Annotated in this window: 21 protein-coding genes and 1 pseudogene; 1 reads left to right on the top strand and 21 read right to left on the bottom strand. The window is 37.8% G+C overall.

Annotated elements, in window-relative coordinates:
- Nucleotides 1–17: 17 nt before the first annotated feature.
- From N3I35_06360 to N3I35_06260, 21 genes and pseudogenes are all read right to left on the bottom strand, one after another.
- Nucleotides 18–707 (bottom strand): class I SAM-dependent methyltransferase, encoded by a 690-nt coding sequence (locus N3I35_06360; protein MCX8129708.1) that lies wholly within the window; start codon nt 705–707, stop codon nt 18–20.
- Nucleotides 708–709: 2 nt separating this feature from the next.
- Nucleotides 710–1,207, bottom strand: coding sequence for a GNAT family N-acetyltransferase (locus tag N3I35_06355; protein MCX8129707.1), 498 nt, complete (start codon nt 1,205–1,207; stop codon nt 710–712).
- Nucleotides 1,204–1,788 carry a GNAT family N-acetyltransferase gene (locus tag N3I35_06350; protein ID MCX8129706.1) on the bottom strand — a complete coding sequence of 195 codons (585 nt, stop codon included), beginning with the start codon at nt 1,786–1,788 and terminating at the stop codon, nt 1,204–1,206. The genes N3I35_06355 and N3I35_06350 overlap by 4 nt, the downstream gene beginning before the upstream one ends.
- Before the next feature lie 251 nt (nt 1,789–2,039).
- The gene (locus N3I35_06345; protein ID MCX8129705.1) at nt 2,040–2,222 is read right to left on the bottom strand and encodes a hypothetical protein; all 183 of its coding nucleotides are present in this window, start codon (nt 2,220–2,222) and stop codon (nt 2,040–2,042) included.
- Between the two features lie 114 nt (nt 2,223–2,336).
- Entirely contained in the window at nt 2,337–2,675 is a 339-nt protein-coding gene (locus N3I35_06340; GenBank protein ID MCX8129704.1) for a DUF3795 domain-containing protein, read from the bottom strand.
- A gap of 24 nt (nt 2,676–2,699) precedes the next feature.
- Nucleotides 2,700–3,671 carry a hypothetical protein gene (locus N3I35_06335; GenBank protein MCX8129703.1) on the bottom strand — a complete coding sequence of 324 codons (972 nt, stop codon included), beginning with the start codon at nt 3,669–3,671 and terminating at the stop codon, nt 2,700–2,702.
- A 22-nt stretch (nt 3,672–3,693) separates the two neighbouring features.
- Entirely contained in the window at nt 3,694–4,158 is a 465-nt protein-coding gene (locus N3I35_06330; protein MCX8129702.1) for a methylated DNA-protein cysteine methyltransferase, read from the bottom strand.
- A gap of 63 nt (nt 4,159–4,221) precedes the next feature.
- Entirely contained in the window at nt 4,222–4,992 is a 771-nt protein-coding gene (locus tag N3I35_06325; GenBank protein ID MCX8129701.1) for a helix-turn-helix domain-containing protein, read from the bottom strand.
- 123 nt (nt 4,993–5,115) lie between these two features.
- Nucleotides 5,116–5,640, bottom strand: a complete 525-nt coding sequence (locus N3I35_06320) for a recombinase family protein (protein MCX8129700.1) — start codon at nt 5,638–5,640, stop codon at nt 5,116–5,118.
- Nucleotides 5,641–5,979: 339 nt separating this feature from the next.
- Nucleotides 5,980–7,002: a virulence RhuM family protein gene (locus tag N3I35_06315; protein MCX8129699.1), complete on the bottom strand. Its 1,023-nt coding sequence runs from the start codon at nt 7,000–7,002 to the stop codon at nt 5,980–5,982.
- Nucleotides 7,003–7,094: 92 nt separating this feature from the next.
- Nucleotides 7,095–8,894, bottom strand: coding sequence for an AAA-associated domain-containing protein (locus N3I35_06310; protein MCX8129698.1), 1,800 nt, complete (start codon nt 8,892–8,894; stop codon nt 7,095–7,097).
- Nucleotides 8,891–9,016: a hypothetical protein gene (locus N3I35_06305; protein ID MCX8129697.1), complete on the bottom strand. Its 126-nt coding sequence runs from the start codon at nt 9,014–9,016 to the stop codon at nt 8,891–8,893. The genes N3I35_06310 and N3I35_06305 overlap by 4 nt, the downstream gene beginning before the upstream one ends.
- The gene (locus N3I35_06300; protein ID MCX8129696.1) at nt 9,013–9,429 is read right to left on the bottom strand and encodes a DUF4406 domain-containing protein; all 417 of its coding nucleotides are present in this window, start codon (nt 9,427–9,429) and stop codon (nt 9,013–9,015) included. The genes N3I35_06305 and N3I35_06300 overlap by 4 nt, the downstream gene beginning before the upstream one ends.
- Nucleotides 9,416–9,721: pseudogene (locus tag N3I35_06295) on the bottom strand (phage antirepressor KilAC domain-containing protein). Before N3I35_06295 ends, N3I35_06300 begins: the two are co-directional and overlap by 14 nt.
- Complete coding sequence (locus N3I35_06290) at nt 9,700–9,840, bottom strand: hypothetical protein (protein ID MCX8129695.1); 141 nt, start codon at nt 9,838–9,840, stop codon at nt 9,700–9,702. Before N3I35_06290 ends, N3I35_06295 begins: the two are co-directional and overlap by 22 nt.
- Complete coding sequence (locus N3I35_06285) at nt 9,833–10,978, bottom strand: ATP-binding protein (GenBank protein ID MCX8129694.1); 1,146 nt, start codon at nt 10,976–10,978, stop codon at nt 9,833–9,835. The genes N3I35_06290 and N3I35_06285 overlap by 8 nt, the downstream gene beginning before the upstream one ends.
- A gap of 296 nt (nt 10,979–11,274) precedes the next feature.
- Nucleotides 11,275–11,931, bottom strand: coding sequence for a M48 family metallopeptidase (locus tag N3I35_06280; GenBank protein ID MCX8129693.1), 657 nt, complete (start codon nt 11,929–11,931; stop codon nt 11,275–11,277).
- Nucleotides 11,931–14,993 (bottom strand): HsdR family type I site-specific deoxyribonuclease, encoded by a 3,063-nt coding sequence (locus N3I35_06275; GenBank protein ID MCX8129692.1) that lies wholly within the window; start codon nt 14,991–14,993, stop codon nt 11,931–11,933. The genes N3I35_06280 and N3I35_06275 overlap by 1 nt, the downstream gene beginning before the upstream one ends.
- A gap of 2 nt (nt 14,994–14,995) precedes the next feature.
- Complete coding sequence (locus N3I35_06270; GenBank protein MCX8129691.1) at nt 14,996–16,249, bottom strand: restriction endonuclease subunit S; 1,254 nt, start codon at nt 16,247–16,249, stop codon at nt 14,996–14,998.
- Nucleotides 16,246–18,288 carry an N-6 DNA methylase gene (locus N3I35_06265; GenBank protein ID MCX8129690.1) on the bottom strand — a complete coding sequence of 681 codons (2,043 nt, stop codon included), beginning with the start codon at nt 18,286–18,288 and terminating at the stop codon, nt 16,246–16,248. The genes N3I35_06270 and N3I35_06265 overlap by 4 nt, the downstream gene beginning before the upstream one ends.
- 239 nt (nt 18,289–18,527) lie before the next feature.
- The gene (locus N3I35_06260; protein MCX8129689.1) at nt 18,528–18,722 is read right to left on the bottom strand and encodes a helix-turn-helix domain-containing protein; all 195 of its coding nucleotides are present in this window, start codon (nt 18,720–18,722) and stop codon (nt 18,528–18,530) included.
- A gap of 391 nt (nt 18,723–19,113) precedes the next feature.
- Here N3I35_06260 and N3I35_06255 point away from each other — a divergent pair, with 391 nt between their 5' ends.
- Entirely contained in the window at nt 19,114–20,001 is an 888-nt protein-coding gene (locus tag N3I35_06255; GenBank protein MCX8129688.1) for a GIY-YIG nuclease family protein, read from the top strand.
- Nucleotides 20,002–20,132 lie beyond the last annotated feature (131 nt).

Raw genomic sequence — 20,132 nt, 5'->3', positions numbered from 1 at the left:
TTCCCATTGGATTCCCCTCACTTTAGTGCCATGTACACGGCAAAATTGTAATACTTCCAGACTACATCCATAACCTCAAATCCGGCACCTTTCAGCATTTCAAAATGATCCATCATTGATACCGGACGGTCTTCCTCGTAGTATGTTGGAATCCATTTGTTATCAACTTCATCCATTGACACGTTCTTGCACATGAAGCTCTTCCACTGTGCCATATATCGGCCTTGGAGAGCATCTGTGGATGCAAGAACCACATCTGCATTTATAAATACGCCACCACTATTAAGACATGAGTATATTTTTCGGTAAAATTCAAGCTTATCCTGTTTTGTCGCCAGATGATGGAGAGCAAGAGATGAAGCTACGGCATCATATTTTTTATCAAAGCTGAAGTCATAAAAATTTCTGTTTACGAATGTTGCATCTGATACATCACTCAGCTTACCAGCAGCTATTTTAAGCATTTTTTCAGAAATATCCACACATGTTAATTTTGCTTTCGGATAAGCATCTTTTACTGCCCGTGATATAGTGCCGGTACCGCAGCCCAGATCAATAGCATCAATTTCAGCAGTTCGGTCAAAAGGCAAAGTATTCACCAGTGCCTCAACCATTTTATTGTAATAGGGTATAAGATTTTTTATTATACCGTCATACATCTCCGCTTCTTCTTCAAAGTGATTTTTTATTTTGTCCATTCTCTCCATGGCTACACCCCTGCCTTCTTTTCAAAATAAACAAACCGTAGATCATCATTAATCTTTTCTTCCCTGAATCTTTTATAGCTCAGCTTTTCATAAAAGGCGAGATTCTTTTCATCCAAATACCCTGTAAACAGTTCAAACCTCACTCCCTCAAAGCATTTTTCAATAGCCTTCATAAGCTTTTTGCCTATCCCTTTATTCTGATAACTGGGATGTACACTAAGTCTTCCAATATAGCAGCTTCCGTCCTTCTCAAAGGCTCTTACCGAACCTACAATCATCCTGTCTTCAACAACTTTTAGAATAATCGAACCTTCCGATTCTTTCTTCAGTTCTTCCAAAGTCTGAGTAAGCGGTGGAATTGTAAAATCATTGTATCTTATTGCATTTTCCTGATATGCAAGCTTTTGAAGCTTCAGGATATCCTCAAGGTCATTTTTTGTTGCAATCTCAACACCACATCCTGTTAATTTTGTTTGTACCCGCTCAGACAATGTTCTCATATAGTCCCTTCTTTCTTTACAAGCCAATCCTCTTTTATAATAGAATATTGTTTAGCATCCCAGAACTTTCCCTTTGCAAACATTTTCTGACGCAAAACACCTTCAAACTGCATTCCTGATTTTTGCATAACCTTACCTGAAGCCTCATTTTCAACTGCATGAACAGCTTCTATCCTGTTTAACTCCATGTCGTTGAAACCAAAAGATATTAGACGTGTAACTGCTTCAGTCATAATGCCTTTACCCCAATATTCCTTTGATAAAACATACCCAATTGCCCCGCAAGAATTTTGCAGGTCAAGCTGGACAAAACCCATGGCTCCGATTATTTTGCTATTCTCTTTAAGCATAATTCCCCATTCCCCAGCTTCATCGCTTTTATAACGTCCAAGCGCCCAATTAATAAAACCCTTCGCATCTTCAATGGACTTATGTGCTTCCCAAGTCACGTACCTTGCGACTTCCGGATGTTTTGCATACTCAAAAACATCATTTGCATCTGTAATATCAAGTTTTCTTAGTATTAATCGTTCTGTATCCAATGTTGGATTACCTAAATACTTAAGCCTCACTGAATCCATAAGAAAACCTCCTTCGAAATAATAAAAACCCGCAGAATCACATCTTCTGTGACTCCGCGGGTATATATCCACGTGTAAGGCTTTATTGCCCCTATGCAGCTCAAGCAACATTGCTCTTATGCATACTCAACTTGATAGATATTTTTTCATAACATTACCGATTTGTCAATAGCTTTTTGCAGGAATTCTTTCATTTCCAAATCTAAAATTTCATTAATTTCATTTCAAATCATTTACTGCAACTTCTATAATTACCACTGCAAGGAATACAACCTCAATGGTGTCATCATGCCAATTTCAAAATGAGACAGGATCTTAAGCATCAACCCATAAGGCATTTCATTTATATATTCGACTTTCCTGACCAAGTTCATCATTTCCCTTGTCCTATATACTTTAACTACATCATCCCCCTCAAGGGTTTCCTTCCACAAAGGTAAATACTCCTCATATCCATCAACCAATCTGTTCCATGTTGTAAACTAATTATTACATTGCCAAGCACCGTTCAATTGGCAGTGGGTATAAAATCGGTGAAACCTACACCTTCAGTACTTCCCATGTGCGTTTTTCCACTTATCTGCAATTTCAAGAAAGGCATCATATCCATTCTTCTTGATAAACTCTGTTGCTTGCTTATACTTTCCATATTTATAGCCGTTTTTGTTATAAAAGTCATTAACAGTATTGCAAGCAGCATATTCGTTGCAATCAGCACAGGATCGATGTTTGCTATTGATGCAGCAAACTTTTATTTTGCATTTTGCTTTTGAAATTTCTCTTTCGCCGTTTTCATAACCAATTTTACATCCTTTGCATGCTTGCTCCTGGAATGCAGGGCAAGTCCTGCAGTAGGCTCCGCAACAACCAATTTTCGAAACAGACATATGCTTAAACTCCTTTCAACACAATTACTCAAAGCTAATCCTTCCGCTTCGCTCCAGTAATCTAGCGCATAAATAAGTAAGCCACGCAGACGGTTGCTTCTTTTGGCCAAAGTCCCATTCCTTACACTTCTGATATATAGATTCAGGTATGAACTGATAGTGTGAGTTTGCTTTACTTTCAATAACATCAAGCATTTCACCAAAACGCTTATCTTTCCTCGCAGATTCAAAATAACTTAAGCAATCAGCCACACTCACGATATCATACCATAGAGCAGGTGCTTTAAGCTTCCTGAAATCCGTCCCCATGTAAAACATATAAGGATGTTGCTCTTGGCTTTCTTCCCATAAATCCAACAAAACATTTAATATTGAATTTGCCAATTCTGATTTTTGGTATTCAGGAACTATCGATAGGAGTTTCAGGATTATAAGTGTAGCGTAAGGACAGCAATCATCCTTTTTTCCAGGTCCTCTAAATTTGCCGAGCTCCTTAGATACTACACAAGGAAATCCATTAGTTCTAATTAATGCAATAATGTGTTCGACACCTTCTTTGACTTGGTTATCATAATCCATCCCTGCTTTTAATAAAGCATATAGCATAAGTGGTGCATCACATAACGACCAGGCGAGTGTATCCTCTCCCGAACCACCGAAGTGCTTCGGTATGTTAGTCATACTCTTCGGAACTCCATTTTCATCTTTATTCTTTAATATCTGCTGTATTGCCATGTCTATTTGAGGAACATCGGTATCCAGTCCCACTTCCAGCAAAAATAGCAATTTGTGTATTGGTATATCGGGATTTTTATGATTAGTAACAAGTGTTGCATTAAAATCAACTATATCACTCAAATACCTTTGAATTCGTATATCCAACAGTACAGAAGCTTTTAATTCGCTTAATTCATTCTTATTCTGCTTCAGAATATTTTTTCTCACGGCATATTGAACATATGATTCACCTTCCAGCAACCAATTGACTATATCCATGGGTTATCCCCCTTAAGTAAATTTATTCAGTTAATTCAAAAAACTTCTCCTTGTAATCCTTCACAAAATACTTTTTGCCCTTCTGAATAATGGTATGACCTTCAATCTCAAGATGCAGCTTTTGCCCATCAATACCTTCAGGGTATTTCTCGTTAAGCTCACCATCTTTTTTCAGGGTCCTCCAATAAGGTGTCTCATCAACTCCACGATCAACAGAAGCTTTTGCTGCAATATTAATAAATATTCCTGCAGTCAAAGGACAGGTATTGTCGGCACCATGCTTCTTTGCTAAATAGCTTCGTATGTAGTCAGAAGTAATAACCTTTCCTGCTGGAACTTTTTTCATTATTTCGTCATAGGCAAGTGGTGGAGCGATAAGCAGTTTAGTTCCACCATTTCTTGTAATTTCCTTTGGATCTGTAATCTCAGCTATTTTGGGCATATCCCTGCTATCCTGCAGTTGTTGGTTAAAAGATTTCTTTGCCACACTTTCACCTCCAATTCCAACCTAATAAATTTCTTATTTAAATATCCGAGTAATGCCGATTACTCAGTCTTCTATATCTCTAATATAAGGGACGTATTGTATACTCCCTTCAACTCTTGCTTTACCCGATTCAATAATTGTATGTTCCAGCCTTTCAACCTCGCTTCTTGTCAGTTCAAGCTCACTGTGGAATTTAGTTTTATAATTATTAAGGTAACAAATGAATTTGCTTTTGTTATCTTGAGATTGAAAGATAGATATTGAGTCGCATGCGGATAACAGAGGGAATTCACCACTGTCAATCTGGGCTTCATTTTCCACTAAGTACTGCACAGGGGAAAAGCCACGTTGGGGCTTATCTTCAGTGCTGGGAATTAACCAATCACGACCATTCTTTTTTGCATGTCTTAATTTCCCACGCCTAATCCATTGCCTGACCGTAACAGGTTCAATTCCAAGCATGGAGGCATACTTCTCAACTGTAAGGTAATCGCATTCAACCGTTATTAAAGTGTGCTCCACTGTTGATGTCATGACACTAATTTCGCCATTTTCAACTTCAATCTCAGAAGCCTGACTAAGATGTAGCTCTATGCTATTACCTAAAAACTGATATTCATAGAACCACCAAAGATCGGTCAAAACCGGAAGTTTGCATTTCTTTACTGCTGCAATAAACTTGTTGCAAAGCTTTATTCTATTCTTCACAACTTCGCTTGAATATCCAGACTCTTCATTTAGTTTCTCGTGTTCTACAAATAACTCTAGTGACTTTAATATATCTTCACGCGTAAACAAATAGTTTTCACGGAATAGTTCTTCTCTAATGTCCATAAAAAAGCCTCCAAAAATATGGTTTGACATTATTGTAACGCAACGTTACAATAATGTCAAACCATTCCAGATGCGTATTTTTCCTCAAAGAATTACATCTCAATTGTCTTAATTTCATAAAAACTATGCTTCAATCTCCGTACCATCCCTGAAGCTAAAAACCAGTCTGCCATCCGGCATTACCTTGACCTTCCCGACAGCCAAAGCCCATAGCCTATCGTCAAATTCCTCCCGGTCACCCATTAGAGTATTATAAACTATGAGGTAACGCTGCTTTACATCCTCCTCTGTTACATGCGGTGTATTACACTTTTTGTCGCTCTTGTATTTTTCATTGCACCACCAGATAATACGGCGGTATTTTGTGTTAGAGCCCCAAACCTTGGAGCCGAAAAAGCCACCGCAATCACCGCAGACAAGCTTCTCTGAGAAAGGGCTGCTGCAACCGGATGGCCTACCGAGACCTTTTCGTCGCTCAATTTCTGCCTGAACCGCATCGAACTCATCAGGTTCAATAATGGCCGGGTGGCTGTTCTGAACATAGTACTGAGGAACCTCGCCCTCATTGCTCTTACGCTTTTTAGTCAAGAAGTCCACCGTAAAGTATTTTTGAAGAAGTGCATCACCCTTGTATTTCTCGTTGGACAAAAATGCTTTTCACTGTAGCAAACTGCCATGCCTTTTTCCTGCTGGTGGAGGCGAGGGTGATGCTAAAAACGCCACTCCGCTACAGAGGGCCAACTGGTTTGACCGGTTTGTGGCGGTGAAAGACGTGTTAAGGGTTAGTAAGGTTGAGTTGTTTAAGGGGTTCAGGGAGGAACGGATTCTGCCTGGAGGGTTTACGTTGTAAGCCTGCCCCCTCTGTGACTAATGGGACAGAAAGGACAGAATGTCAGGTTCGGAAATATATATTCGGAAATTATACTTTTTCATTGATATATTTCCGTTATCGGAATAATATAGCCATTTGTCCCATGGTTCAGTTTATCAATGTTTCCTTTTGCTTTCCTTCAGTTTTTTTACAGTACCTTCAATGCTTTCAATAAAGTGCTTTTCAACCTGAGACAGTTCATTCTTTGTACGCTCAGTGAATTTTTCAAACTCTTCATTTGCCTTAAGTATAGCAATTTCATGAGACACCTTGCCTGCATGGGTAAGGATCTCCCTTTCGGAAATTTTCATGAATTCATCAAGCTTGCTGATCCAGTCTGCCATATACATCGGCTTTCTTCTTATGGCCTGCAGCTCAGCAAATTCCAGATACATATTTACAATTCGATTTAGCGTATCAAGTTCTTCCTCATTAAGATAGTTTTTTGCTGCGGTTATGTCTGTCTTTTTAGGATTTAAGCCTGTCCAAGATGTCAGCCCCATATTAGGTTTATTCCCATCTGCACGCTCATATATAATTTCTGCAGCAGTTTTTCCATGAGCGGAATAGTGCATTTTATTCTGTACCGTTTTGAAAAATTCCTGTGTTGCCTTTGCCCGCGGATCGTAGTCAATGCTGGTTGCATAGATTTCCAGCACCTTACGGTAAAATACCTTCTCACTGGAACGGATATCTCTGATGCGCTGTAGGAGTTCTTCAAAATAATTGCCACCACCGGATTTTTTCAGCAAATCATCATTCATGGTAAAGCCTTTGATGATGTACTCGCGGAGGCGCTGGGTTGCCCACATTCTGAACTGTGTGCCGCGGTGGGATTTTACACGGTAGCCTACGGATATGATAACATCAAGGTTGTAATGGTCAATTTCTCTCGAAACCCTTCTATTGCCTTCATTTTGAACTGTCAAGTATTTCTTGACAGTTGCATTTGGGTCAAGTTCTCCTTCTTTAAAGACATTATTGATATGAAGGCTTATATTCTGCTTTGTTGTCTGAAACAGCGCTGTCATTTGCATCTGAGTAAGCCAAACAGTCTCATTCTCAATACGTACATCAATCTTTGTTTGACCGTCATCGGTCTGGTATATAAGAAACTCAGAATTGTTTTCAATACTCATTTTGTTTTCCCTTAAAAATAAATTCGAACATTTGTTCTGTTTTTTATTCTATATTACATTTCCAATAAAATCAAGCTCTGTTTTCTATCAATTTACCATTCAAAATCCTCAGGATACTCAATCCCCTGCAGCTTAATTGCTCCCGGTTCACACCGATGTTCTCTTGCTGCCTCAGTAACAACTTCCTTTATTTCCTTATGGTCATTGTCATATCTGAATTCTGCGATTCTCTTGGCAATAGAGGACAGGTTTTTGAGGCGCTTTTCCTTAGTCATATCTATATATTTGATGTTCAGCAAATCAACATACTGTCCGGCAATATCTTCAATACTTATATAATCACTATTCATCACATTCATCCATCTGGCAAAGGTGGCCTCTGTGAATGTGCCTTTGACACATTTCACAAATTCAGCCTGAAAAAGCCGGATGATTGCGATTGTTTCATCCCAGATAACCTTCTTGTCCATTGCTTCTTTGAAGATGTACTTTGCCTTTGTAAGATCCCTGATCCGAAGTTCAACAAGGGCATTCAAGGCAAGCATGACGAAAAACATCTCCGGGTAGAGATAGTTGCAGCTGTAATAAACGTTATTTTTGGGAGCAATGATGGAGTGCCACTTCATTTTATCCTCGGTCATGTTGTTGTCAACAAGCTCAACCTTCCGGTCTCCCTGGTAGGCATGCCGGATGTCATAGCAGAGCCCAAGAACCCGGGTGGAGATATTTATGTATTGGTGGTGTTTTTCGGAGTATTCATTTACGGTGATTTCGTGTAAGGCCTCCACAAGGTTGTAGAGGTCATTTAAATCTCCGCTTATGGATACTCCGGTAAGGTTTGGGGTGTTTTTTATGGTGATCATTTGTGTGCTCCTATCATTATACAAGTCTGTTCTATTCGGGAATCTCCTAACCATTTTTTTACGGCCTCTACTATCTTTCAATATCCCACAATAAATAAGCCAATTTTTAATTAATTTGTGCTTCCATTTATAAGTCTCTTCACTCCATTTATTACCACCTAATGATTCTACCATTTTTTCAAATGCAGAATCTTGCTCAATTCCTGATTTTATATCATTAATATAGTTGTGAATATGTTCAATTGAATCAATCCTGCTAAAGATATACTTACGCCGTTCATCTATTTCCATATTGCAGAAACGTTCTCCATCTTTTGTTAACTTGTAATATCCTCTAGCAACAATATCTACAAGGCCAAGAAAACTAGAATCTGTTATAGCCCCATTAATTGATTTTCTGCCTAGGGCTTCCGAAAGCTGCTTAATGCTCTTAGGTTCTTTTGACCCAACAAATACATTAATAAATCTTCCTAACTGCTGCATATAAATTGAAGGGATAAACCCAGTTGAATTTAAATAGTCAATACTTTCATCACCTGTTTGTTTAGGTAACAAAACACTATCCTTATATGCCAAAATATTAACGGCTTTTAACCACCCACTTATAACCCTTGCATAAAATAGCCATGTAGTATCTTTGGCATCAATGAATGGCATTTCCTTCTTTATGAGTTCTTTAACTGCATTTAAATGCATTTTCTTCTCAACCGCTACTTTGCTAATTACTTCTCTAACTATACTGTTTTGCTTCATTATGCCGTTTAAGTACTCAGGAATCTTCATTTTATTATAAGCTTTAGTAGCTAAATTTGTTGGTTTAAATGATTCATTGCTTCCTTCAATTAAATCTAACTGTCGCAGTTCTTTTAGCTTATTTATAATATTACCTTCGGCCTCTTTCCTATTACTAGCAATGTGATTGATTGAACTCCATTTGTTTTGCATAATATCATTAAAGAGCTTTATTATGGGTTGTGGTTGGAACCTAAGTATATATCTTTTTGTCAGGGAAATTTTACCTGTCTTCACATACTCTTTAAGTACATCGTTATATGCCTTGTAGTACGGACGGTGTTCTTAAATTCCTCCCACGAGATGTCCTTGTTTTTCCATCTTTTATCCATTCGGCTGTTGCCGATTGCTATCTTCATTCGCAAACCTCCTCACAAGCATCGCTGAAACGTCGGATGGGAATACCTCTTTTCTTTGCTTTAGCAATCTCGCGATCCATGCCATTTGATATGTGGCTACCGAACACCCATAACTCATCGCACTTGCCGAGCCAGACCATTCCAAAAACCAGACCACGCTCACGTTCAGAGGGATCGTTTTCATCCAGTACTTGTGGGTACAGCAGATGAGGCGCGAAGGGAATCGCACCTTTCATCACTGCAAACCGCATGTACCGAATAGCTCTCATTGTGTTCGCTACAGTATCCCCAGCAAATGGAGAGCAGATGAACACGCAGGGCTTCCTTGCCTTTACCTTTTCATCTCGTGCAACAGCCGCCAGTGCATCGGCAGCTGTTGGATCAGGGTAGTGTTCCGCATTAAACCTGTCCATCGACATTACCTCCATTTAAGAAATAGTTGATAAAATACTGCTGGCCCTTACCGGTCACCTTCGTGGTCTTTGAAATAGTGACATGGCCATCCGAATGGGTAATAGCGGTTTCCTTTACTTTAAACAATCCAAGCTCCATCGCCTTCTGGGTCGGTGCATTGTAATCAGTGCCTTTGCGCTTGATGAGAAAACCATCCTGACGGAGTCTTTCAAATAAGCGATTCTGCCCGATGTTCATACCGTTGCCTTTGAGAATTTTAGCCAGTTCACCTATAAGGATGGTACCATCCGAAACTGATGCTGTGCATAATCAAGCCCTCTATCTTCAGTAATTTTCATGGGCTTTTTTGTAACTTCTTCGACTTCCTCAAATGGTATCCACAAGTGTTGTTTTTGATCTTCGTTACTCATCTATTTGTTCCCCCCTATACTTTTTAATTCTATAATCTAGTGTTGAATGTGTCACACCTATAGCTTTTGCCAGTGTTCTAAGGGATACCCCCTTATTGTTCATTTCACTTAGTAATTTTATAGCATCATCATTGCTTCCTGAATACATCGTTTGTTGCTGAATAAAAATTGCTATAACGTCCTCTGTTTTTATTTCTTTACTAATAAAGTATTTTTTAGCTGCAGCTTTAGTAAGTTCTTTTATTTGTGCGCCATTTAGGCCTTCAGTAATCTTTGCTAAATTCTCATAGTCAAGGGTTTCATCAATCGCATATTCTTTCAACCATTTCTGAAGTAATATTAATCGTTGTACTTCGTTAGGTAATTCCATAGTTATCGTCAGATTAAATCTTCTCCATATTGCTGGATCAAGCAAATGTTCATGATTAGTAGCAGCTATTAACAGTACATTACTCGGCATATTATCAAAATTCTGAAGTAGTGTAGTAACTACGCGCTTTAATTCACCAAGTTCATTAGAATCATCTCTCTTTTTTGCGATTGCATCAAACTCATCTAAAAATAAAATAATCCTCTGATTTCGTACAGAATCAAACACTTTTCTCAAATTTGTGCTTGTTTGGCCTAAATAAGATGACACAAGACCGTCTAATCTTACATATGCAATGGGTAAACTTAACGCTTGACCTATGGCATATGCAGTCATTGTTTTTCCACAACCAGGTGGACCACATAGCAGTAATCGATTCGCTGGCTCAATGTTATGTTTCTTTAAAGCCTCAGCATTTTTTTGCTCTTCAATCAACTGTTCTAATGCACTTTTCTGGCTTTCCGGTAATATTACATCTTCCAACCTTACATTTGGTTGTACAATTTCGTACAGCTCCAAAAGACTATCTTTATCTCTCGGTGTAACTCCCTGTGCTGCTTGAGGCGTAAAATTGGCCGAACTCACACTAAATTCAGGCTCCGATTTAGTCTTTTGCTTTGTTTCATATGCTTTTCTTAAACGGGTTGCTAAAGGAACATTTCCTTTCTTTTCTTCATCTTTTATCAATTCATAAACGGCATCTGAGAATTTACTCTCATCCCCAATGCAATGCGAAATTATTAGATTTTCAATTAAGTTAGCTTTCATTTTATTTCACCTCTATATAATCGTACTCATTCGTACATTATAATATAATTCTAGTTTATGATGGCTTGAATGTCAATATTTTTCGTACTTGTTCGTACATTAATTTTATATCAAAAAGACTCCCTAGGTAGGGAGTCTTTCGTAGAGAAGGATTTGTTCTGTATTAGAATTTTAAATTCATCTCTTTTTTGTTATCTACTATAGGCATCTTTTATCTACAGCTTAGACTTCAACAATATTATTCCTAAGTCACCAGAAATAAAATAAAATTGCCTTCAGCTTAAAGGAAATTTTCATCACAAACTATTCCCATACTTGTCAAGCCAGTTCATTGCATCCTTGTAGTCTGGATACAAAGACTTTAGCATAGTCCAAAATTTGCTTGAATGACTCATTATTCTAGTATGAACAAGCTCATGAATAATGATATAATCAGAAACTAATGTCGGGGCCTTGATTAGCCGCCAATTAAGAGATATGTTTCCATCCTGAGAACAATTCCCAAGTTTAGTCTTTTGATCTCTTACATAAATAGCTTTATACGAAAAACTTAAGCTTTTCGCTAACTCTTCAGTTCTGGAAACTAAGTATTTACGTGCCTCTTTCTTATACCAGTTTTTTTGAATCTTAGGATCAAGTAAATCCTTTTTTGCACGAATCGTTTTGAAGCTATGATCAATTACTATTTTTCGACTGTAAGTTTCGTCGTAAAAATAAGAATACCTGTTACCATAGAATAGTAATTGGTTGCGATTCAACTCAATTTGAGATTTCTTATCAAAAAAAGCTAGCTGTTTAGAAATCCATTTTGATTTTTTCGTCATAAGCGCTGAGATATCCTCATCTGTAAAAGAATACGGCACCAAAACCCTAACTTGCTTATCTTCGGATACTCTTATTCGCGCATGTTTAATATTTTTTCTTTCTAATGTATAACCTTCGGTCAAGATCATCACCTCAAACCAAAATGCTTGACAACACTCAGCATGATTGTATCCATTAAATGAGCATCCTCGTCAATGGCCAATTGCTGGTATTTATCTGCAGCTGCAAAGATTTCTATATTAACTCGTAGCCTATTTATTTCATTCGGTACATCCTGCCAGCCAATATATATCTTCTTCCGAATGACAGAATCAACAACATCTTTTGCAAACTCTCTGGTTATTTCTTCATGAAAATTCTCTATCCTTGCATTTTTAATATGCGTGAATATTTCAAATGTGCCTCTATCCTCAAATCCCATTCTTTGTGGAAGCGTCGAAATATCGTCTAATTCACTATAAAGCTCGCTGAGTTTTAGTATTAACTGCTCTATTGAATCACTTTCTTCCTGTTTCTTTTTAATAAGCTCGTCTAATCTATTTTGGAATTCAATATAGACTGCACTATTCGCTTCGTTTCTTCTGATTACAGTTTCAATATCGCGAATAATCTTTTCAGCCTTATCGGTTGGAGAAAGCTTAGTTTCCTTAAGTTCATTCAAATAGTTCGAATCAATTTTCACTTCAGGTAGATGCCCTTTGAAATCAATCAACTGCGCACTTTCCTGAATTAATTTACGGGTCTTCGCTGCATACACTTCCGCTTCAAAATCAAGACGTTTGAATTCCTCAAGGTAAATCTCATAAACTGCATTGAGCCACAAATACTTCTCACGATAATCTCTGAGCCTCGGATGTGGTGATATTGATTCCCACAACTGTAGTACCTCTTTATAAGACTGCTCAAATTTACCCTGATCTAATTCCGTTAACTTTCTGACGATTGCCATAGAACACTCATATGTATCCTCAAGCTTAATGTCCTTAAAAGGTTCAAAAGCATCATCGAGCACTTTTGGGAACTGAAGAACCAGACTTTCTACATCCTCAAACTCTCCAATATCTTCAGGGTCATAATTCAATGCGTCTTTATAATTTTCAAACACTCCGACATAGTCTACTATTCTACCGAATTCTTTAGAAAGTTTGGAAACCTTATCATCATATGGTCGATTAGTTCTTGCAACAGCCTGTAGAAGGTTGTGATCCCTAATTGGGCTATCAAGATACATAGTCTGCTCAATAGGCGCATCAAAGCCTGTTAGAAGCATATTACAAACAATAATTATCTTAAGATTATTTCCTTCCCTCTGTTCTTCCAGTGTGATACGTTTCTTAAATTTCGCAATTAGCCTACGGCGTTCCTTATCTTCTTTATAATGATCTTTAAATAACTCATACTTCTCCCCTTCTTCATAGTTGCCAGTAGAAAAAATAATAGTTATTTCGGATCGATCAAAATATTTAAGAAGCTCATTATAGTAGAGCACACAAGCCTCTTTGTCACAAGCTACCACCTGGGCTTTATATCCTTGAGGTTCCACGACATTTCTAAAGTCTTCAGCAATATCCTTAGCAAGTACCGCAATACGATCCTCATGTTTCAAAAAAACTTTCCATGGCTGTACTCTTTTTTCAACCATTCGTTTTTCATCTTCAGTTAAATCTGCTGTAATTTCTTCATAGCCAGCTTTTAGCTTATCCTTGTCAAGAAACCACTCCTGCGGTCCGAAGGTATAGCGAATAGGAACGGTCGCCCCATCCTCAATTGCATCCTTAATCCCATACTTATCAAGGTAATACTCTTGATTTCCCTTGGCATTTTTAACTCCGAATTCTTTATGAGTTTTAGGTATTGGAGTACCTGTAAAGGCAAATCGTCGAGCATTTGGAAGTACATTCTGAAGTTCAATCTGAAAATCACCATACTGTGTTCGATGAGCTTCATCGATAAGAATGATGATATTATCTCTATTATCCTGTCTATTTCCCAATTCTCGGAACTTTTGAATTGTCGTTATAAATACTCCTGCTGGTGCATTATCGATTATGTACTTCAAATCTCCTATATTATAAACTGGTCTTGCGTTAGGAAATTCACAATCATCAAAAGTGCCCCCAATTTGTTCTTTAAGATCTTTTCTATCAACAACAATATAAACCGTCGGATCATTGAGCTTTGGAATGTTGCGGAGTTTATAAGCTGTGTATAGCATAGTCAGGCTTTTTCCGGAACCTTGTGTATGCCATATAACACCTTGTTTCAAATCGGATTCAACAACTCGATGGACTATTTTATTGGCAGCACGAAGCTGCTGGTATCTAGCTACTTTTTTTATGATTTTACCATCTGTTCGTTCAAACACCAGAAAGTTTTTAATAATGTCCAAGACCCTCGCAGGTTGTAGCAAGCCGATAATTCCTAACTTCATTCTTTCTAACACTTCGCCATTAGGCAGACGTTCCACATCAAAGTGATAAAAGCCATCTTCATCATTCAGATAGGTTTTGCAAAGGTCATTGGATTCATCAAGAATAGGGTTTGCATGCGTAGTATCCAGGACAGTACTTTTCCATTCATTAAAATAGGAAGATGACGCACCAGGTATGCCGTATTTGGTTATACGACCATTGCAGGCAACGCCAAATCCATGACACATAAAAAGTTTGTCCGCTCTCTGATCATAGGTGGAAAACTGTCTTACCCCTTCAATCCAGTTTGTTCCCTTTCGGGCACGCTGTTTTGCTTCAATAGGTATGAGCGGGATACCGTTGATCAGTAGGACGATATCTGTCTTCACCATTTTAAAGCCTTGCACCCAGTACTGGTTGGTAACAATCATGCTGTTGTTCCAGATATTATCAAAGTCGATAAAATGAAAATCTCGGTCTTCTCCATCAATCGAAAGAGTGATTCCCTTAACGAGTTTCTCGAGAAAGTTCTCGTTCCCAATAATTGGACTTGGGTTGTTAAGGTGTTGAAGAAGCTGATCAACCACTGTTTCAGCAACGCTTATAGATATCCTATTAAACTCTGCCACCTTCTCAACTAAAATCTGGCTTATGATTGGGTTGGAAAATGGTCGGTTATAAGCCTTTAGGTCCTCATTACTCTTAAAAGTCCAACCCATCTTTGTTAGCCATTCAGTGACCGGTTTTTCTACACCTTTGAGTTCTGATAACTTACTCATTCTTATACCTCCTCCAGTAATTGGTTGATTTCTTCTACATTCACTCTCACCTTACCCGTCAAGAGGTTTTGCATGAGCGATTTTTTGAGAATTCTCAGTGAGTGTATCTTGGTTTGTTTGGAGACAATAAGAGAATTAACCTTCTCTATTTCTTCAGCAATTAATAATTGTTCATGTTTTGTTTCAGGTATTATAAATTTAAATTTTCTAAAATCACTAAGAGACAAATTTGCTCGTGCAGTCTCAACTTGAGAACCCAAAAGCCTTCTTTGAGTCTTCTCGGATTGTAAATAATAAGAAATAAACTTGCTATCATTATCATCATTTATTCGTAATACACATACTGCCTGATTTGTATTAGCTAACTCTATATTCAGATCATAAACTGCACAACGACCAATCGACGCCCCAACAATATTAATTAATACATCTCCGTTTTGTAGTTGGCTATTTTTGATCTTCTCATGAAATTCAACTGGTAGGAATTTGGGCTCAGATACATCAATATAACCATCTCGCACATTTTCGCTTGTAACGAAAAGTATACCTGAAGGTTGGTATTCAAAGCCCTTCCATTTTGGCGATTGGCCTTTTGTTATTTTTGATGTAATTTTATTTCCTTTGACTATGTGCCATCCCTTAGGTATCTTTCCAAACTTCTCGTCCACATAAAACTCTTCTTCACTACGCCAAGAACCATCTGGCTTAAGCTTGCCAGTGAGTATGTTTTGCATCAGAGACTTTTTAAGTTTATCTGCTACCTTGATGCTTTTTTTAACTACCTCAATAGCTTGGTCAACTTTGGAAAGAATTTCGGCGATAGCTTTTTGTTCAGTCTCTTTCGGCATAGGAATTATTAATTTATAAGCATCGTTTCTGTTTAGACCAGGAACCCCTGTTGCTCCAGAAAATTTCTCGAAACCACAAATTTGAAGCAGGTAATATACATATTTCATGTTATTAGTTTGGTCTTTGAGAGTGATATAAAATGTAGTGTCAATCGGTGTGAAATTATCAAATACCCAAGATACTTCTCCTGCAGTGCCTTTTCTGCCCACAACAATTCCTGGACCTGTAACAAAATATGAATTGTGCCAACCAACAATCCCGTTCGAGCCATATACAGGATAGGGTCCATCTACTCTATTTGAGTCAGACAAGGGGATTCCATAGTTAAAATTACAAACCGTTTTCAACCTTAACGGAGTCCAGTCTTTGGGTATCCCTGCATTAGTAAATTTCTGAAGAGCCTTCATCTTTGAATCACCTCCATTAGCTTTGAAAGCAACTCATCAACTTCACTTTCTTCCAGCAAAGCAGCTTTAAAGCCTTTGATCGCTTCACCTAAATCTATCTCTTCCTCAGGTTCAAAGGTATCCACATATCGTGGTATATTTAGGTTGAACTCATTCTCTTCCAGTTCCTCCATATCAACAATAGAAAAATAGCGTTTACGCATCTCAGGATCAGCAAGCATGTTGATCAGTTCGGCTTCAACTTCATCAATAGCTGCTCTTTCCATTTCAGCTTGCCTCTCGGCCTCAATAATACGTTGTTCTCTCAGGGAAACTAATTTTCCAAAAGCATCTTTGGCTTTTTCCAAATTACCCAACTCTGTTTTAGTCGGCTTCTTGCCCTCTTCTTCTTTAACTGTTACTTGCAGCTCTGCTTTTCGTAGCTTTTCCTCTGCTAATTTAATGTCTTCTTGTGTATCAAGTTCTATTTCACTTTTCTTAAAGTCAAGTTCTTCTTTAATGAGTTCTCTAAGTCGTACCTTTTGGGATGTTATCCATTCTTTAGCTATTTCAATATCACCCCAGGATTCAAGAATTGTAGAAATTCGCAAAATGTCCTGAGGTAACAAAACATTCATATTTGGTTCTTCTTTGTACCATCCTTCTTTAGCTGCATAAACCAACAAAACCTTTTCTTTACGCTCTTCCGGTTTATTTTTATTGAAAAATACAATTGAACCCGGTATTGTAGTTCCATAGAAAAGGTTCCCCGGCAACACAACAATTGCATCTATTATATTAACTCCTCTAACAAACTCACCATCTTTATTGACTGATCCTTGTAAGAAGCCACGACGAATTAAATATTCATCATCTGCTTTTCGGTTTTGTCCATCTTCCTCTTCTGTTTTTTCTGGCTGACCACGGAATAATACTCCTTGAGGACAAACCACACCCGCTTTTCCATTTTCACTCATTGAAGCTACTATATGCTGTAAAAATGCAAAATCCCCGTTTGAGTACGGTGGAATTCCATACTCAAAACGATCATATGGATCGTTAAAATCTTCTTTCCCTGGATACTCTAATTGAGGGGAGCCATCATTCTTTAAAACCGCTTTCCCTTTTTTATCTTTTTTGGGTTCACCATTTTTCCACCAGTTCTCTTGTGAAAATGGGAAATTTGCCATAACTAAATCAAACGTTCTAATCGCAAGATCATTTTCCTCTTCTGTAAATTTGGGGTCTCTTAAAGTATCGCCTTTCTTTATTGAGGCATCGAGACCATGTAAGATCATATTAATATTTGCAATCGCCCACGTGTTCCAGACATCTTCTTGTCCAAAAAGGCGTATATTCTTTTGAGACCCTGTTGTTCTTTTAATGTATTTGGCAGAATTAATTAAAAAACCACCAGAGCCACAGGTCGGATCATAAACGGTGTTACCTTTTTGGGGTTTAAGGTACCGAACTATAATATCTACTACTTCTTGCGGAGTATAAAACTGTCCCGCGGTAGTACCCCCTTTATTTTCGTCAGCAAACCTTTTAATTAAATACTCATAAGCATCGCCTAGAACATCAACTGAAGCATTGCGATTACTTAAATCCACCGCATCAAGATAGCTTACAAGAAGACTAAGTACTTCTGGATGAAGCTTTTTCCCACCAGATCCATCAGGTGATGGCTCATTCCATCGTACAGTATTAATAACTCCTTTAAGCGCAACATTCGCATCCGCAATATTATTAACCGCCTTATTTAAAGCATCGTTTTTTTTATCAAGAGGGGCTTTTCGTACGTCTTCCCAAAAACATCCCTCTGGAATAATGAAGTCATGTTTATCGGCAATGATTTTCTGTTTCTGCTTTTCGTTTGGTTCGACACCGAACTCTTTCCTAAATTCCTGTAAACCGTATTCAATTTCCCATGTATAGTTATCAGAAAGCCTTTTAAAAAACAAAAGTGAGAGGATGTATGACTTGTAGTCCTCGACCTTGTCTCTCAAGATATCTGCCATTCCAAAAAGGGTATTTCCTAATGCTTGTTTTGTTATCATTGTTCCAGCTCCTTATTTTTTCTCACCTCCATGGACGACAAGCATCTTGGAGGCAGGTAGTTTTATCATTAATATAAACTTTTAACAATGTTGTACTCTTTACATTACATGAAACTTATATATTACTAGCCCATTGTTACTGAAGTTACTGCTACAAACAGATTAAAGCAGTAACCATTTTCCATACAGCTATTTTATTATGGCGAACCAATTATTTTTTCATCTGCATTTGTCCAATATTAAAATTCATCCTTACCCCTCTCATTGATATTCTTATGTCTATCATCTTTTGGTTTCATAGCATCCTTTGGTATTGCCCACGCCCAACCAAGACGATATACTCCAGGAATCTTACCCTGTCTACATAAAACCTGAACCCGACGTTCTGAAATACTCCATTTTTCTGAAGCTTCTTTTGCTGTGATATAGTCCATCTTATCACCCTCACAGTAAGTTAGTTTTCAAATACTATTATAGTCGTAGAAACGAACAATAACAATAGATGTCCAAACATTTATGTAAATGCTTCCATCAATTAGATTCCTATTATCATAATCATGGCTCAAATAAGCATGCTGAACAAAGTTAGTGTTGTATTGTAGTCAATGATTATAAAGCCTGTATTAAATTTAATCACTCGATAAGAGGATTTTATTTACATATGGCGAATTTTTACATAATATTTATTTAAGGAAAATAGATTTATCATTGTAGAAACCCTTTGATTATTTTCAATTATTTTATTAGGATACTTTCTGTTAAAATTTGTTGTATAAACACCGATACTGCTTTATTGCATGAAACCCTAACATTGGAGGAATAGATATGGCTACACGTGGAAAAAGTATAAACCTATTTTTGATGGATGGTACCCCAACCGGACGTATTAAGTGTACTCTCGCCAACTGGACCGGCGTTGCATATAAAATTCCTCGCACTGAGCTAGATAAATGTAAAGATATTACTATTCTTAAGCAAAGTGGGGTTTACTTCCTTTTTGGCATCTCTGATGAGACAGGTCAGGATGTTGTTTATGTGGGGCAGGCAGGCGTGAGAAAAAACGGTGAGGGAATCCTCCTTCGTTTGAAAGAGCACGTTCAAAATCAAGAAAAAGACTATTGGACTGAAGCTGTAGCATTTGCCACATCAAATAATTCATTTGGACCGACCGAAATTAGCTATCTTGAAAATCGCTTCTGCAACATGGCTAAAAATGCCAGTAGAAGTGTTGTGAAGAATGATAAAGAACCAAACTCAGGGCATGTCACCGAAGAAAAAGAAAGTGAGCTTGAAGAATTCATTGATTATGCAAGGATTGTAATGGGTGCCTTAGGTCATAAGGTATTTGAACCTCTTACTCAATCAGCCCTTGTGAAGTCTGACGAAGATTCTAGCACTACTGTACAAGAAGTTATTTTTGAGCTCAAACAGGGGAACTGTAATGCCAGGGGGCAGCGAACAAGTGATGGCTTCGTGCTTTTCGAAGGTAGCAAGATAAAAATGAAGCTATCGTCATCCTGCCCAAAACATGCAAAGAAAGCGCGAGAACATTTTTCACTAAAGATAAGCGCTGATGGGGTTTTACAATCAGATATACCCTTACGAAGTCCTGCTGAAGCCGCATGCTTCGTGACTGGAACATCAATTAATGCTCGTGAAGCTTGGAAGACATCCGATGGTAAGACATTAAATGAGGTTGAAAAGGGTCTATAAGAAATTTCGTGTAAATTTATTTTGATAAATAGCTATAGCTGGTTACCATAACCTTTATACCTGAAGAATTTAATAATACTATTATTTGCCACAATAATTTGGATATGCATGTTTCTGAATAATTATGGCAA

Source organism: Clostridia bacterium, from assembly GCA_026414765.1.
Taxonomy (GTDB): domain Bacteria; phylum Bacillota; class Clostridia; order Acetivibrionales; family DSM-27016; genus SKW86.
This window is presented reverse-complemented; position numbering and strand designations above follow the sequence as displayed.